Source organism: Olleya sp. UBA1516 (genome assembly GCF_002323495.1).
Taxonomy (GTDB): Bacteria; Bacteroidota; Bacteroidia; order Flavobacteriales; family Flavobacteriaceae; genus Olleya.
The window spans coordinates 26402-40757 of sequence record NZ_DCQO01000006.1; the positions used below are offsets into that span (position 1 = coordinate 26402).

14 protein-coding genes are annotated in these 14356 nt (G+C 31.8%); 7 read left to right on the forward strand and 7 right to left on the reverse strand.

Annotated elements, in window-relative coordinates; all coding sequences use genetic code 11:
- Positions 1–76: 76 nt before the first annotated feature.
- Positions 77–931, reverse strand: a complete 855-nt coding sequence (purU, locus tag B2989_RS02475; protein WP_292943638.1) for a formyltetrahydrofolate deformylase — start codon at positions 929–931, stop codon at positions 77–79.
- Between the two features lie 143 nt (positions 932–1074).
- Here purU and B2989_RS02480 point away from each other — a divergent pair, with 143 nt between their 5' ends.
- Positions 1075–4512 carry a methylmalonyl-CoA mutase family protein gene (locus B2989_RS02480; RefSeq protein ID WP_292943641.1) on the forward strand — a complete coding sequence of 1146 codons (3438 nt, stop codon included), beginning with the start codon at positions 1075–1077 and terminating at the stop codon, positions 4510–4512.
- 73 nt (positions 4513–4585) lie between these two features.
- Here the strand turns inward: B2989_RS02480 and B2989_RS02485 are convergent, their stop codons facing one another.
- A complete protein-coding gene (locus B2989_RS02485) occupies positions 4586–5038 on the reverse strand; it encodes a hypothetical protein (protein ID WP_292943644.1) in 453 nt (150 codons plus the stop codon).
- Between the two features lie 125 nt (positions 5039–5163).
- Here B2989_RS02485 and B2989_RS02490 point away from each other — a divergent pair, with 125 nt between their 5' ends.
- The 3 genes from B2989_RS02490 (at position 5164) to B2989_RS02500 (ending at position 7106) form a co-directional block, all read left to right on the forward strand.
- Positions 5164–5631, forward strand: a complete 468-nt coding sequence (locus B2989_RS02490; protein ID WP_292943646.1) for an OsmC family protein — start codon at positions 5164–5166, stop codon at positions 5629–5631.
- A 264-nt stretch (positions 5632–5895) separates the two neighbouring features.
- Positions 5896–6435, forward strand: a complete 540-nt coding sequence (locus B2989_RS02495) for a sigma-70 family RNA polymerase sigma factor (protein WP_292943649.1) — start codon at positions 5896–5898, stop codon at positions 6433–6435.
- A 56-nt stretch (positions 6436–6491) separates the two neighbouring features.
- Positions 6492–7106, forward strand: a complete 615-nt coding sequence (locus B2989_RS02500; RefSeq protein WP_145000507.1) for a DEAD/DEAH box helicase — start codon at positions 6492–6494, stop codon at positions 7104–7106.
- A gap of 4 nt (positions 7107–7110) precedes the next feature.
- On the opposite strand, the gene B2989_RS02505 is transcribed toward B2989_RS02500, so the two are convergent.
- Complete coding sequence (locus tag B2989_RS02505) at positions 7111–7506, reverse strand: hypothetical protein (protein WP_145000505.1); 396 nt, start codon at positions 7504–7506, stop codon at positions 7111–7113.
- A 117-nt stretch (positions 7507–7623) separates the two neighbouring features.
- On the opposite strand from B2989_RS02505, the gene B2989_RS02510 reads away from it, so the two are divergent.
- Positions 7624–8064, forward strand: coding sequence for an Lrp/AsnC family transcriptional regulator (locus B2989_RS02510; RefSeq protein WP_099570378.1), 441 nt, complete (start codon positions 7624–7626; stop codon positions 8062–8064).
- Here the strand turns inward: B2989_RS02510 and B2989_RS02515 are convergent.
- Positions 8061–8435 (reverse strand): VOC family protein, encoded by a 375-nt coding sequence (locus B2989_RS02515; protein WP_292943661.1) that lies wholly within the window; start codon positions 8433–8435, stop codon positions 8061–8063. The two genes, B2989_RS02510 and B2989_RS02515, sit on opposite strands and share 4 nt — an antisense overlap.
- A complete protein-coding gene (locus tag B2989_RS02520) occupies positions 8432–9643 on the reverse strand; it encodes an MDR family MFS transporter (RefSeq protein ID WP_292943664.1) in 1212 nt (403 codons plus the stop codon). Before B2989_RS02520 ends, B2989_RS02515 begins: the two co-directional genes overlap by 4 nt.
- Positions 9644–9898: 255 nt before the next feature.
- On the opposite strand from B2989_RS02520, the gene B2989_RS02525 reads away from it, so the two are divergent.
- The gene (locus tag B2989_RS02525; RefSeq protein ID WP_292943667.1) at positions 9899–10501 is read left to right on the forward strand and encodes a DUF1684 domain-containing protein; all 603 of its coding nucleotides are present in this window, start codon (positions 9899–9901) and stop codon (positions 10499–10501) included.
- 1 nt (position 10502) lies between these two features.
- Here B2989_RS02525 and crcB read toward each other — a convergent pair whose 3' ends face one another.
- Both crcB and B2989_RS02535 read right to left on the reverse strand, forming a co-directional pair.
- Positions 10503–10874 carry a fluoride efflux transporter CrcB gene (crcB, locus tag B2989_RS02530; protein WP_292943669.1) on the reverse strand — a complete coding sequence of 124 codons (372 nt, stop codon included), beginning with the start codon at positions 10872–10874 and terminating at the stop codon, positions 10503–10505.
- Positions 10875–11921, reverse strand: coding sequence for an SRPBCC family protein (locus B2989_RS02535; RefSeq protein WP_292943671.1), 1047 nt, complete (start codon positions 11919–11921; stop codon positions 10875–10877).
- A 92-nt stretch (positions 11922–12013) separates the two neighbouring features.
- Here B2989_RS02535 and B2989_RS02540 point away from each other — a divergent pair, with 92 nt between their 5' ends.
- Complete coding sequence (locus B2989_RS02540; protein WP_292943674.1) at positions 12014–14053, forward strand: dipeptidyl-peptidase 3 family protein; 2040 nt, start codon at positions 12014–12016, stop codon at positions 14051–14053.
- Positions 14054–14356 lie beyond the last annotated feature (303 nt).

Below are 14356 nucleotides of genomic sequence, written 5' to 3' on the forward strand. Positions count from 1 at the left end.
CAAAAACTGCGTTTTATTTTAATTTTCTTTTTTTTATGAATAAACACAAGGCTTAAAAGCACTAGATAAATGATTTTTATGAAAAAATAACAGTCTTATTATTAAACACCATTACTTTTCGTTTAAGATGAAGCTTTATAGCATTTGCCAGTACAATTTTTTCTAAATCACGTCCTTTTGCAATTAAATCTTCAATTGCGTGTGTGTGTGATACTCTTGCAACATCTTGTTCAATAATCGGACCAGCATCTAAATCCTCTGTCACATAGTGACTAGTCGCACCAATAATTTTCACACCACGTTTGTAGGCAGAATGGTAGGGTTTTGCACCAACAAAAGCAGGTAAAAAAGAGTGGTGTATATTAATAACCTTATTGGGATATTGACTTATTATTTTATTGGATACAATTTGCATATAGCGTGCCAAAACAATAAAATTTATACCATGTTTTTTACAAAGTTCTAATTGCTGGTCTTCAGCTTTGGCTTTAGTCTCTTTAGTAACTGGAATATGATAAAACGGTATATTAAAACTGTCTGCAATGGGTTTTAAAGTGTTGTGGTTACTAATTATAAACGGAATGTCTACGTCTAATTCTCCAGAATTGTAACGTCCTAATATATCATATAAACAATGGTCATATTTGGATACAAATAGTGCCATTTTTGGTTTTGTTTTGGCAGAGTAAATACGCCATTTCATTTTAAAACGATCGGCTAACTCGTGTTTAAAAGTAGCCTTAAAAGCTTCGGTATTAAATGTGTTTTGTTCAAATTCGCTTTCCAAACGCATAAAAAAAATGTTTTGTTCTCTATCAACATATTGGTCTATGTAAACAATGTTACCATTATTATTGGCAATAAAATTTGTAACACTTGCAATAATTCCTGATTGGTCATTACAATGGATTAAGATCGTTAATTTGTTCATTTTCAGTTGGTATTAGCAACTAAATTTACTGTAAATTTATCGGGATAATTATTTGTTTTTAACTTTTAGATAATTACAGATTATAGAGCAATATTTTTGAATATTCCGTAAATTGCAACCTCAAAACCCATTATATTTTAAGAATGACACAAGCAACACCATATAAACCAAAATATAAAGTTAGAATTGTAACAGCAGCAGCCTTATTTGATGGTCATGATGCGTCCATAAATATTATGCGTCGTATTATTCAATCTACAGGAGTTGAGGTAATTCATTTAGGACACGATAGAAGTGTAGATGAAGTGGTAAATACCGCAATTCAAGAAGATGCTAATGCTATTTGTTTAACCTCTTACCAAGGTGGTCATAACGAGTATTTTAAATACATGTATGACCTTTTAAAAGAAAGAGGCGCAGAGCACATCAAGATTTTTGGTGGTGGTGGAGGTGTAATCTTACCTTCAGAAATTAAGGAACTTATGGATTATGGTATTGCCAGAATCTACTCTCCGGATGATGGTCGTGCAATGGGATTACAAGGGATGATTAATGATTTGGTTGAACAATCGGATTTTGCAATAGGTGATACTTTAAGTAATGAGTTGGACATTTTGCCAACCAAAAACCCTAAAGCAATTGCTAGAGTGATTTCTTCTGCCGAAAACTTTCCTGATGTAGCTAAAGCGACTTTAGATAAAATTCATATTAAAAATAAAGATTCTAAAACACCAGTTTTAGGAATTACAGGAACAGGTGGTGCAGGTAAATCATCTTTAGTAGATGAATTAGTTCGTCGTTTTTTAATCGATTTTCCAGAAAAAACTATTGGTTTAGTATCTGTTGACCCATCAAAACGTAAAACTGGAGGAGCACTTTTAGGTGATAGGATTAGGATGAATGCAATCAACTCTCCAAGAGTATACATGCGTAGTTTGGCTACACGTCAATCTAACTTAGCATTATCTAAATATGTAAACGAAGCAGTTCAGGTTTTAAAAGCTGCAGAATACGATTTAATTATATTAGAAACCTCTGGTATTGGACAATCTGATACAGAGATTATGGAACATTCTGACGTGGCTTTATACGTTATGACTCCAGAATTTGGTGCAGCTACACAATTAGAAAAAATCGACATGCTTGATTTTGCAGATTTAGTTGCCATTAATAAATTTGACAAACGTGGGTCTTTAGATGCGCTTCGTGATGTTAAAAAACAATACATGCGTAACAATAATCTTTGGGATATACCACAAGATCAGTTGCCAGTTTATGGTACTATTGCGTCGCAATTTAACGATCCAGGGATGAACACGCTTTACAAAGCCATCATGGATAAGTTGGTAGAAAAGACGGATTCGGTTTTAAAATCGACATTTGAAATTTCTCAGGAAATGAGCGAGAAAATTTTTGTTATTCCACCATCACGTACTCGTTACTTGTCGGAAATTGCAGAAAGTAATCGTGCTTACGATAAAACAGCAAACACGCAAGTTGAGGTAGCACAACGATTATACGGTATCTTTAAAACCATTGGTTCTGTAGGAGATGTCACCTTGAGCGCAGTCGAAAAATCTTTTATAGGAAAGCAAGGTCTTGATCAAGATGAGATCCTGAAACTAGTTCAGGATGACAAAAAGGATTTAATTAAAATGCTTATTGCAGAATTTGACCGTGTAAAATTAAACTTAGATCCTTACAATTGGGAAGTTATTACAGGTTGGGATGAGAAAGTAAATAAGTACAAAAATCCAATTTATAGCTTTAAAGTAAGAGATAAAGAAATTAAAATAGAAACACATTCTGAGTCGTTATCGCATTTACAAATTCCAAGAATAGCTTTACCAAAGTATCAAGCTTGGGGTGATTTATTACGTTGGACATTGCAAGAAAATGTACCAGGAGAGTTTCCATACACATCAGGATTATATCCGTTTAAACGTACGGGAGAAGATCCAGCACGTATGTTTGCAGGAGAAGGTGGACCAGAACGTACCAACAGACGTTTTCATTATGTAAGTGCAGGATTGCCAGCAAAACGTTTGTCAACCGCTTTTGATAGTGTAACGCTTTACGGAAACGATCCAGATTTAAGACCAGATATTTACGGTAAAATTGGAAATGCAGGGGTTAGTATTTGTTGTTTAGACGATGCTAAAAAACTGTATTCAGGTTTTGATTTAGCAAATGTAATGACGTCGGTAAGTATGACTATTAATGGTCCTGCGCCTATGTTATTAGGATTTTTTATGAATGCTGCCATAGACCAACAATGTGAGTTTTACATTAAAGAAAACGGTTTAGAAAAAGAAGTAGAAGCTAAAATAGCTAAGATTTATAAAGGTAAAGAACGTCCTACTTATAATGGCGACTTACCAGAAGGAAACAATGGTTTAGGATTAATGCTTTTAGGTGTTACAGGTGATCAAGTATTACCAGCAGATGTATATGCAGAGATTAAAACAAATACCATTGCTCAAGTAAGAGGAACGGTTCAAGCTGACATTCTAAAAGAAGACCAAGCACAAAACACGTGTATTTTCTCAACAGAATTTGCATTACGTTTAATGGGAGATGTGCAGGAGTATTTTATCGAGAATAATGTGCGTAACTTCTATTCAGTATCAATTTCTGGGTATCATATTGCAGAAGCAGGTGCAAACCCAATTACGCAATTAGCGTTGACATTATCTAACGGTTTCACTTATGTGGAATATTATTTAAGTCGTGGTATGGACATCAACAAATTTGGTCCAAACTTATCCTTCTTTTTCTCAAACGGAATCGATCCAGAATACGCAGTAATTGGTCGTGTAGCACGTAAAATTTGGGCAAAAGCAATGAAGCACAAATATGGTGCAAATGCAAGAGCGCAAATGTTGAAATATCATATTCAAACGTCTGGACGTAGTTTACATGCTCAAGAAATTGACTTTAATGATATTCGTACAACGCTTCAAGCATTATACGCTATTTATGATAACTGTAACTCATTACATACAAATGCGTATGATGAGGCTATTACAACGCCAACTGAAGAGTCAGTTAGACGTGCGATGGCTATTCAATTAATCATCAATAAAGAATTAGGATTAAATAAAAACGAAAACCCAATACAAGGGTCTTTTATTATTGAAGAATTAACTGATTTAGTTGAAGAAGCTGTGCTTTTAGAATTCGACAGAATTACAGAAAGAGGTGGTGTTCTTGGTGCAATGGAAACCATGTATCAACGTAGTAAAATACAAGAAGAAAGTTTGTATTACGAAACATTAAAGCATAACGGAAAATTCCCAATTGTTGGTGTAAATACCTTCCTAAGTAGTAAAGGATCTCCAACGGTTGTTCCTGCGGAAGTCATTAGAGCAACAGAAGAAGAAAAGCAATTCCAGATTAAAACGTTATCTAATCTTCATGAGGCAAATGACACAAAAGCATTGCTTAAGGATTTACAAGAACGAGCGATTAACAACGAAAATATTTTTGAAGCGTTAATGGATGTTTGTAAAGTCTGTAGTTTAGGAGAAATTACTTCAGCGTTGTTTGAAGTTGGTGGTCAGTATCGCAGAAACATGTAATTTTATTTAAAGAATATATATAATAAGGGCAACTGTTTTAGTTGTCCTTATTTTTTTTCAAGTAAATAAAGTTTTAAAAATTCATGTTTGCTACAGCTTTTGAAACTTCATCTAATTTAATTGTTAATTTATTGAATAAGTTGTCAAATTCAATTAAGAATTCAGAAATATATTTTTTTGATATTTTTCCATTTGAATTCATTACTACAATCATTTTTTTTATTTCTGCTAATGTGTTTTTTTCTCCTGTAGTATAATGAGTTACATTTCTTATTTCTGCATGAGCAAAACTATTTCTAATAGATGCTAGTTTTAGTAAATCACTGAATGTTGTTTTATCTATTAAATCAAGACTACTAATTAATTTGACTTTTTTTCCAAACTCAAGAATTGAGCTGTTCAATAAAATGTTGTTGAAATTATTCAGATTTTTGGGACTAAAATAATTTGTAATTATCTGATCAATAGTGATTTCTATTGTGTTTAGTTTTTGGATGGTATAACCTCTTGCTTCTTCAGTTTTCATATAAAAATTATTAATTTGAAGTTTTATAATTAAAAATAACCTAAATAAATAACTCACATTCAATTTAAAAGTAAAGTTTGTTTATAAAATTATTATTATTTTAAAATTTCAATAAAAAAATGTAGATGAAACACACCTTCAAAGCACAAGTAAAATGGACAATTAATGATGGTGAAAGTACAAGTAACCCAAGAACTTTTAGCAGAAATCATAAGGTAACCATTGCTAATAAAGTTTCGGATTTATCCGTGTCTGCAGCAAAACCATTTAGAGGAGATGACACGTTATACAACCCAGAAGACTTATTATTATCAGCTTTAGCATCCTGCCACATGATGTCTTATTTATACGTTTGCGCGCAAAACAATATAGAGGTAATAAGTTATTCAGATGATGCAGAAGGCGATTTGGAAGTGAATACTTCAGGAAGTGGAAGTTTTAAAACAGTAAGATTAAAACCTGTTGTAACTATAAAAAATGAAACTCAAAAGGCGTTAGCGGAAAACCTTCATAGTAAAGCAAATCAATTATGTTTTATAGCAAACTCATGTAATTTTCCAATAACACATCACGCTAAAATTGTGGTAAAATAATTTCATTTTAAAAAAAAGACTTCAAATTTGCATCTTTTTTTAATTAGTCACGTCTATTATATGAACCCATAAAAATAGATATTATGAAAAATATAAATTGTACTTGTGACTGTGACGGTTGCTCTAAAGGAAATTGTTTTAACTGCACATGTAATACGTGTACTTGCAATAACTGCAACTGTTAAGCATGACTTAAAAACAGTATTAATAACGCTAGTTTTGGTAACTTTATACCAAGATTAGCGTTTTTACATTACAATTGATATGGATACTAAAGACATTTGGAAATTACATGCAGACGATATCAAATATTTTATTTTAAGTAAAGTAAAAGACGAGGTTATTGCGGACGATTTATTGCAAGAAACATTTATTAAAGTACATACTAAATTAAATACTTTGAAAGATGAAGATAAGCTTAAATCGTGGCTTTTCTCTATTGCTAGGTATACCGTTTTGGACTACTTTAGAAGTAAAAAATTGGTGTATGAAACAACAGATGAAGATTTTATTTTTGAAGAACAAAAACTAGAACATACTGAAGCCGATTGCTTACATGGTATTATTAAAAGTTTACCTAAAAAGTACAGAGAACCTCTACTTTTAAGTGATGTAAAAGGCTTAAAGCAACAACAAATTGCAGACCAATTAAATTTAGCCTTACCTACTATTAAGTCACAAATCCAACGAGGTCGAAAAATGATTGCTCAAGGTTTTGTGGATTGTTGTGATTTTGTAATTAATGACCAAGGATTTTTGGTTGGTGAAGTTAAAGACAAAGCAGACTGTAAAATGTGCCATTAATTACTACCTTTGTAATCTACAGTTTACACTAATATTTACATATCATAATTACATAAATGTCTTTCAAAAAATACCATCCTTCATTAAAAGAAAATATTGAAAAAGCAGGTTTTGAAACCACTAACAAGTTTCAAAAAGAAGTGATGCCTTTAATTAAGGCAGGAACAGATCTTTACGCAATAGGACCAAAAGGATGCGGTAAGACTACTGCTATGATAATTAGTACCATTCAAAAATTAGGAGCCGAAGCTTTTGAGGATTCGCCAAGAGCAGTAATTATAGCTAAAGACAAAAAAACGACCTTAGAATTAAAAGAACGTTTTGAAGCTTTTACTAAAAGAACAGATTTACGTATTTACTGTGCTTATGAAGAGCATGATTTAGAAAAACAACGTGAAGAAGTCTATTATGGTGTGGATATTTTGATTGCAACACCAAAACGTTTAAGTAAATTGTATCATTTAAATAGTCTGCATTTAGGAGAATTGAAGCTATTTGTTTTACACGATGCAGATTTTATTACTAGAAATAATTATCACAATTACATTTTAAGATTAAGCGAAAGCGCACCTAAAGCTAAGTTTGTGATTTTTTCTGAAACCTTTAATCCTAAAATTAAAGCCTTTCAAGACTCATTTATGTATAATGCAAGAGTAGTTGATTTTTCTTAAATAATTAAAGTGTCAACATCCAAGTTGTTTGCAATTTTCTAAATTTTCTAATCTCTCTTTTTAAAATTGGTAAGTAGTCTTTACCATTGCTGTTACAAGACTCTAGACGACTACAGTTTTTATACAGCCTATTAGTTAGACGGTTTACGGATGCTATATGTCTGTGTTTTTTGTCACGACAATGCTCTAACTCTGCATTAATAATTTCTGGAGCTAAGGATACCGACTGTTGCACAATATCACCTGATACATAAATATTGGCATCTTCTTTACCATCATCGTATAAGTATGCTAAATCCTGATTTAAATAGCTAGAAATGCTTCTAGATAAAACAAAAATTTGCATAGCCTGCTTATATATAGGCAGTTCTGACAGATGAGAAGGAATTGGAGCCGACATTTTAAGTTTTAATTTTTATCAAAAATAACGACTTACCAGTATTTTTAACTTTCGATTTTAAAGTATTAGTGTATATTTACTTTAAAATTTAATATATTTTTAAAATATTATTTAAAAATGAGTATAGATAAATTGAATTGGAAAATTTTGAAATGTTTACAGCAAAACGCTAGGCAATCCAATGCTGCTATTGGTCGTCAGGTGGGAATAAGCTCACCTGCTGTATCAGAGCGGATAAAAAAAATGGAGGATTTAGGAATTATTCAAAATCATATCACATTGATTTCTCCTTTTGAAGTCGGTTATCAGTTAAAAGCTTTAATTACTTTACAGGCGTTTATGGGTAAATTAAAACCGTTTTTAGAAAAAGTAAAAACCCTTGATGAGGTGGTTAATTGTTACAGGATTACCGGAAATGAAAACATAGTTATGGAAGTGGTTTTAAAAAACCACAAGCATTTAGAGGCTTTTATTGATCAATTAATTATTTATGGCGAATGTAAAACGCAAATAATTTTATCTCATGTAGTTAAAAACAATGCTATAAAGCCAGTTTAAATTCGCCAAGGTGGATTTTTTCTATGTTTTCCTGCTTTAAATAATATAATGTTATTTCCGTCAGGATCTTTTAAATGCGCTTCTGTCCAAAGCCATGACTTGTCTTCAATATCAGATGTAAAAACTATTCCTTTTTGTTTCAGTTTAAAAACTAAATCTTTTAAATTTTCATCCTCAAAATATAGCGTTGTATTATCACTAGGTTGCATATTTATATTTTGGTGTATAGAAAAAGTAGCGTCACCATCGGGACAGGTAAACCTAGCATATCTTGGTAGTGCGTCAACGATAAGTTGCAGTCCTAAACGTTTATAAAATGTGACGGATTTGTCTAAATTTTTAGAGGATATGGTTACTTGATTTAAATTCATTTAGCTAATTTTTTTCCTTTCATAAACTGTTTTAATAGGTATAATAAAAACATGCATAAACCTCCTAATAAGGTCATGATATACCAAGTGTTATCAAAACCAACACCTTCAACAAGTTCCATACCTGTTTTGTGACCAAAGATATGTGCAAACGAAAATGCTATCGAGTATAATGCCATATATTCACCTTGATTTCCTTTTTTAGCTTGTTGCAAGGCAAAAGCATTAGCAAACGGAAAGGCTATCATTTCGCCAATGGTCATTAAAAACATACCAAAAATTAAAATGCCTGACCAACTAGAAAAGTTAAGTATTAAAAAGCTAGTGGCAGTTAAAAAGGCGCCAAATAGGATTAGTGACGTTTTTGCAAAACGTGTGTTTTCCAAATATTTAATTAATGGCATTTCTAATAAAAAAATAAAAAAACCATTAGCACCTAGTAATAATCCAATTTGCAGCTCGCTTAAATGATGCTCTGACCTATAGTATAAAGGCATTGTAGAAAAGTATTGCAAGAAGATAAATCCAAATAAAAACAAAGCAAACAAAAATATTATAAAGGGTTTGTCTTTATAAGCAGAGTATGGATTGTCTACTTTAATTTCGTCTTGTATTCTTGCCTTTTTAGGATTTAATACATTAATTAAAACAAATGTAGCCGCAATACAAGTGATGCCATCAACCCAAAATAATCCTCCATAACCCAATCCAACAATAATTAAACCTCCAATTGCAGGTCCTGCTGAAAACCCAAGATTAATTGCTAATCTAATTAAAGTAACGCTTCGTGTTTTGTTTTCTGGTTTACTGTAAGCGCTTAAAGCAACAAACATAGCAGGTCTAAACATGTCTGCCACTATCATTAACGCAAAAATACCCAATGATAATGTGTAAATGGTTTTAAGGTATTGCAAACCAATAAACATAAAGCCTGATATAAATAGGCTAAATACCATAATTTTGTAGTAACCAATCTTGTCTGTTAGTTTACCTCCTAACCAAGATCCTAAAACAGATCCAAGCCCAAAAGCAGTCATTACTGTACCAACGTTTGATAAGGTAAATCCTAAATCTTCTGTTAGGTATAAAGATAAAAATGGGATTACCATTGTACCTGCTCTGTTAATTAGCGTAATTAACGATAGCCACCATACTTCTTTTGATAGTCCATCAAAAGTGTTTATGTAGTTGTTAAATAGTTTTTTCATGGTTTGGTTGTTGTTATAAATGTAAAAAGTCCAACGGTTAGGTTGGACTTTTTTGTATTGTATAAATTGATATTTACATCATCATAACATATTACAACGCCAACTACCTGTGTTTCTACAAGAGGTTTGTTTAGATAAATATGTAATGACTAATTTCATTTTTAATAAATTATTAGACCAAAGCTAAACAAAATTTTGAATAAGTTGTATTTTTGAGTTGAATTTTTAAAGTATTCATATTTAATAGAGTAACGCATGAGATATATTATATTGTTATTTGTAATAATCACAAATTTAAGTTGTGCGCAAGATAAATTACCATTATTAGGAGATACAGATTACCAACGACAGATGAATGCAGATTTTAAAGATGCAGCCAAGTCACCTTTAACAGATAGAGATCGTAAAATATTTAGAAGTCTAGATTTTTTTAAATTTGATAGCATTTATATGGTTAATGCAGATTTTAAACGCACACCTGATGAGACGCCTTTTAAAATGAAAACCACCACAGATAGAGAAGTAGATTATATTAAATATGGCGAAGCTACTTTTACTATTAAAGATAAAATATTAAAATTGAATGTCTATCAAGATTTAGACATGGCTAAGGAAGTAGGTCAAGAGGAAGCTTTGTTTTTACCCTTTATGGATAATACTAATGGTGTTGAAAGCTATAAAGGTGGACGCTACATAGAGGTTAAATTGCCTAAAGATGACAAAATATATATAGATTTTAATAAAGCTTATAATCCCTATTGCGCTTATAATAAAAAGTACTCTTGTCCGATTGTGCCTTCTGAAAATATTTTATATGTACGTATTGAAGCAGGTGTAAAAAAATATACCAAAGTGTAAACTAAAATTGTTTAGCTAACCACATTCCCAAAAAGACTGCTAAAAAGCCAAGAATAAAACTAGCGATTGTGTATAATGCAAAACTGGTAAAATCTCCAGATTTTAAAAACACATGGTTTTCATAAGCAAAAGTAGAAAAGGTTGTAAATCCACCACAAAAACCTGTAGCTAGTAACAATGTTTGGTTGTTACTAAGTGTATTATTTTTTAGAGCAAAACCTAATATTATACCTATAAGTAAACTCCCTAATACATTGGCTAAAAAGGTTCCGTAAGGGATTCCGTTGTTTGTGTTATTTAGCGCTTTTCCAATAATATAGCGTAGGACACTACCAAAACCACCACCTACAAAAACTAAAACAAGTTGTTTCATTTAATGACTTAAAGTTGTGTTATTATCTAATATTATAGGTAAATAAATTTCTGTAATCCAATCTGCTGGGTTAGGTGTGTCGCTTGGGTCAGTGACGTATACTTCTAATGCAACACCAGTTTCATCAGGTACCAAATTAATATCTTTTTGATATTTCATGGCTGTATTCCATGCTTCTTCTAGATGCGTGTAATTTCCCTTTAAGGTTGTTTTTAAAGCGTCAAAAGGAGCTAGTTGTCCAGTTAAAATTTCGCTATCAGTTGTAATTACTCTATCACTAGTTGGCATAGCACAAGAAAAAATCACAGCATTGTTTTCTAAATCCCATTTATGATATATAATAAAAGGAGCTCCTGCTGGTTTTATATTGTTGTCTGTAAGGTATTGTTTGACTTCAGGTAGCATTTGCTGCATTTTAACTTTAAAATTTTCAATTTTACTTGATGTTGTATTGTACAAGTAAAAACCACCACCATGTTTAGTTACACCATATACTTTGACATTATAAACTGTCATGCTTTTTACTACCTTTTGGTCTAAAAGCTCTAAGCCTCTGTCGTAGTATTGTCCAATTTTACTATCCATGCCACCTGTAAAAGCAGCATAAGCTTTAAAACCAAAAGGTAAATCTTTACCAGAAATTGTCCATTTTACATCAGTACTACCATCTGCATTTGGTATAAAAGTCCAAACAACGTCAGAACTTGGGTAATCTGCAAACTGCATGGTTTGTGTAATGGACTTATTAGGATTGGTATCTATAGTGCGCATGGTACCTGTTTCACCATTATCAATCCAAGAGTAAGAACCATCAATACCTTTTGTTTGTTCTGGATAATTAGTAGTCATTTCTGGTTTTTCTTCTGTCCAAGCATTCCAATCTTCCCAGTTTTTAAAATCTATCACTTCATTATATATTAAACTAGCAGGTGCTTGAATAGTTCTAGTTCTTGATACACTAAAATCATTAGGTTGTACTGCAATATAAATAGCTATAGCTATGATTGCAATAAGCAATAAAAATAAAAGGTATTTTAAGTATTTCATTCTTAAAAATTAAATGGTTGTTATTTCAAAGATAATCAATTTACAATTTGTTAAATTCTTATCTTTAAAGACTTTTAAAAAACTATTTAATTATGAAATTAAAATCAATATTAAGTGCTGCATTTGTTGCGACACTATTATGGTCTTGTGGTAATGACAAAGCAGAAAAGCCAACGACCCAAGAGGAACCTAAAGTAGAAACTACTTTTAACTTTAATGTAGAAGAATTTGCAGATATTAAAATACTACGCTATCAAATTCCGAGTTGGGAAAAACTAACCTTAAAGGAACAAAAATTAGTGTACTATTTAACACAAGCTGGTTTGGCAGGTCGCGATATAATGTGGGATCAAAATTACAGACATAATTTAAAAATTAGAAAAGCATTAGAAAACGTGTATACCAATTATAAAGGTGATAAAACATCAGATAATTGGAAGGCGTTTGACGCTTACCTTAAGCGTGTGTGGTTTAGTAATGGTATACATCATCATTATTCTAACGATAAACTTAAACCAGAATTTTCTCAAGAGTATCTAAAGGAAATTATGTCAGCAACAAACACAACATTAGCAGGTGAAGCTTTTGATGTAATTTTTAACGACCAAGATGCTAAAAAAGTTAATCAAGCTAAAGGAGTTGATAATGTCTTAGAAAGTGCAGTTAATTTTTATGGACCAAATGTGACTAATGCAGATGTAGAAGCGTTTTACAAAAAAATGAAATCTCCAAATCCAGACAAACCATTATCATACGGATTAAACTCGCAGTTAGTAAAAGAAGATGGTGTTTTAAAAGAGCGTGTTTATAAATCAGGTGGTTTATACGGTTCGGCAATTGATCAAATTGTAAAATGGTTAGAATTAGCAAAAGGAGTAGCTGAAAACCAAGAGCAAGCTACAGCCTTAGGACTTTTAATTAGATATTACAACACAGGAGATTTACAAACTTGGGATAATTATAATGTGGCTTGGACAGCAGCAACAGCTGGTAATGTAGATTATATTAATAGTTTTATTGAAGTTTATAATGACCCATTAGGTTATAGAGGATCTTACGAAACTATAGTACAAATCAACGATTTTGATATGTCTCAAAAAATGGCAGTTTTATCTGAAAACGCACAATGGTTTGAAGATAATTCTCCTTTAATGCAAGAACATAAAAAAGAGAACGTGGTTGGTGTAACGTATAAAGTTGTAAACGTTGCAGGAGAAGCTGGAGACGCTTCACCAAGCACACCAATTGGTGTAAACTTACCAAATGCAAACTGGATTCGTGCAGCAGTTGGAAGTAAGTCAGTATCCTTAGGTAACATCATTCATGCCTATAATAATGCAGGAAGTACAGGTCGTTTAAAGGAGTTTGTAAACGATGATCAAGAGTATGAGTTAGAAGAAAAATATGGTCAAATAGCAGATAAATTACACACTGCTTTACATGAAGTTATTGGACACGCGTCAGGACAATTAAATCCAGGTGTTGGAGAAACTAAAGAAACCCTTAAAAACTATGCTTCAACTTTGGAAGAAGGTCGTGCAGATTTAGTAGGATTATACTATTTATACAATCCTAAATTACAAGAATTAGGATTAGTTGACGACTGGAAAAGTGTTGGTATGGCTGCTTATGATGGTTACATACGTAATGGTTTAATGTCCCAATTAATAAGACTTAATTTAGGAGATGATGTAGAAGAAGCACACATGCGTAACAGACAATGGGTAAGTGCTTGGGTATTTGAAAAAGGTCAAGCAGACAATGTTATTGAAAAAATAACAAGAGACGGAAAAACCTATTTTAATATTAATGACTACGATAAGCTACATGACTTATTTGGGCAATTACTGCGCGAAACACAACGTATTAAATCTGAAGGAGATTATAAAGCGGTTGAGGATTTAGTAGAAGGATATGGAGTAAAAGTAGACCAAGCAATACATGCAGAAGTTTTGGAACGTAACAAACAATTTACATCACCTCCTTATAGTGGATTTGTAAACCCGGTTTTAGTGCCAGAAACTAATGACGCAGGAGAGATTACTGCTATTAACGTAACACAACCAGAAAGTTTTGATGGTCAAATGTTATTTTACAGTAAAAACTACAACTTCCTACCAGAAGAAAATTAAAATTATAACGCTTTCGCGGAAATTAAAAAGCCTTAATCTAATTTAGATTAAGGCTTTTTTTATATTATAATTATAAGGTGTATTTTACTTAAAAATCACCTTAATAGCGACAATCATACCAATAAAAGCAAGAAAAGCTAATAGTATCCATAGGACACCTTTATAATGGACTTTGTGCAAGTTTAGATCCTTACGGTACATTCTAATCAGTACAATAATAAATGCGATAGCGAATAAAATTCCAAAAACGATTTGTCCTTTACTAAACATAATTTATTTTTAAGCAAAATTAGTAAAACTAAG

Coding starts and splice junctions, on each gene's coding strand:
- B2989_RS02485 (WP_292943644.1), bottom strand. CDS start 5,038: ATGAAAACTGAAGAAGCAAGAGGTTATACCATCCAAAAACTAAACACA.
- B2989_RS02480 (WP_292943641.1), top strand. CDS start 1,075: ATGACACAAGCAACACCATATAAACCAAAATATAAAGTTAGAATTGTA.
- B2989_RS02495 (WP_292943649.1), top strand. CDS start 5,896: ATGGATACTAAAGACATTTGGAAATTACATGCAGACGATATCAAATAT.
- B2989_RS02525 (WP_292943667.1), top strand. CDS start 9,899: ATGAGATATATTATATTGTTATTTGTAATAATCACAAATTTAAGTTGT.
- B2989_RS02540 (WP_292943674.1), top strand. CDS start 12,014: ATGAAATTAAAATCAATATTAAGTGCTGCATTTGTTGCGACACTATTA.
- B2989_RS02505 (WP_145000505.1), bottom strand. CDS start 7,506: ATGTCGGCTCCAATTCCTTCTCATCTGTCAGAACTGCCTATATATAAG.
- B2989_RS02535 (WP_292943671.1), bottom strand. CDS start 11,921: ATGAAATACTTAAAATACCTTTTATTTTTATTGCTTATTGCAATCATA.
- purU (WP_292943638.1), bottom strand. CDS start 931: ATGAACAAATTAACGATCTTAATCCATTGTAATGACCAATCAGGAATT.
- B2989_RS02490 (WP_292943646.1), top strand. CDS start 5,164: ATGAAACACACCTTCAAAGCACAAGTAAAATGGACAATTAATGATGGT.
- B2989_RS02515 (WP_292943661.1), bottom strand. CDS start 8,435: ATGAATTTAAATCAAGTAACCATATCCTCTAAAAATTTAGACAAATCC.
- crcB (WP_292943669.1), bottom strand. CDS start 10,874: ATGAAACAACTTGTTTTAGTTTTTGTAGGTGGTGGTTTTGGTAGTGTC.
- B2989_RS02510 (WP_099570378.1), top strand. CDS start 7,624: ATGAGTATAGATAAATTGAATTGGAAAATTTTGAAATGTTTACAGCAA.
- B2989_RS02500 (WP_145000507.1), top strand. CDS start 6,492: ATGTCTTTCAAAAAATACCATCCTTCATTAAAAGAAAATATTGAAAAA.
- B2989_RS02520 (WP_292943664.1), bottom strand. CDS start 9,643: ATGAAAAAACTATTTAACAACTACATAAACACTTTTGATGGACTATCA.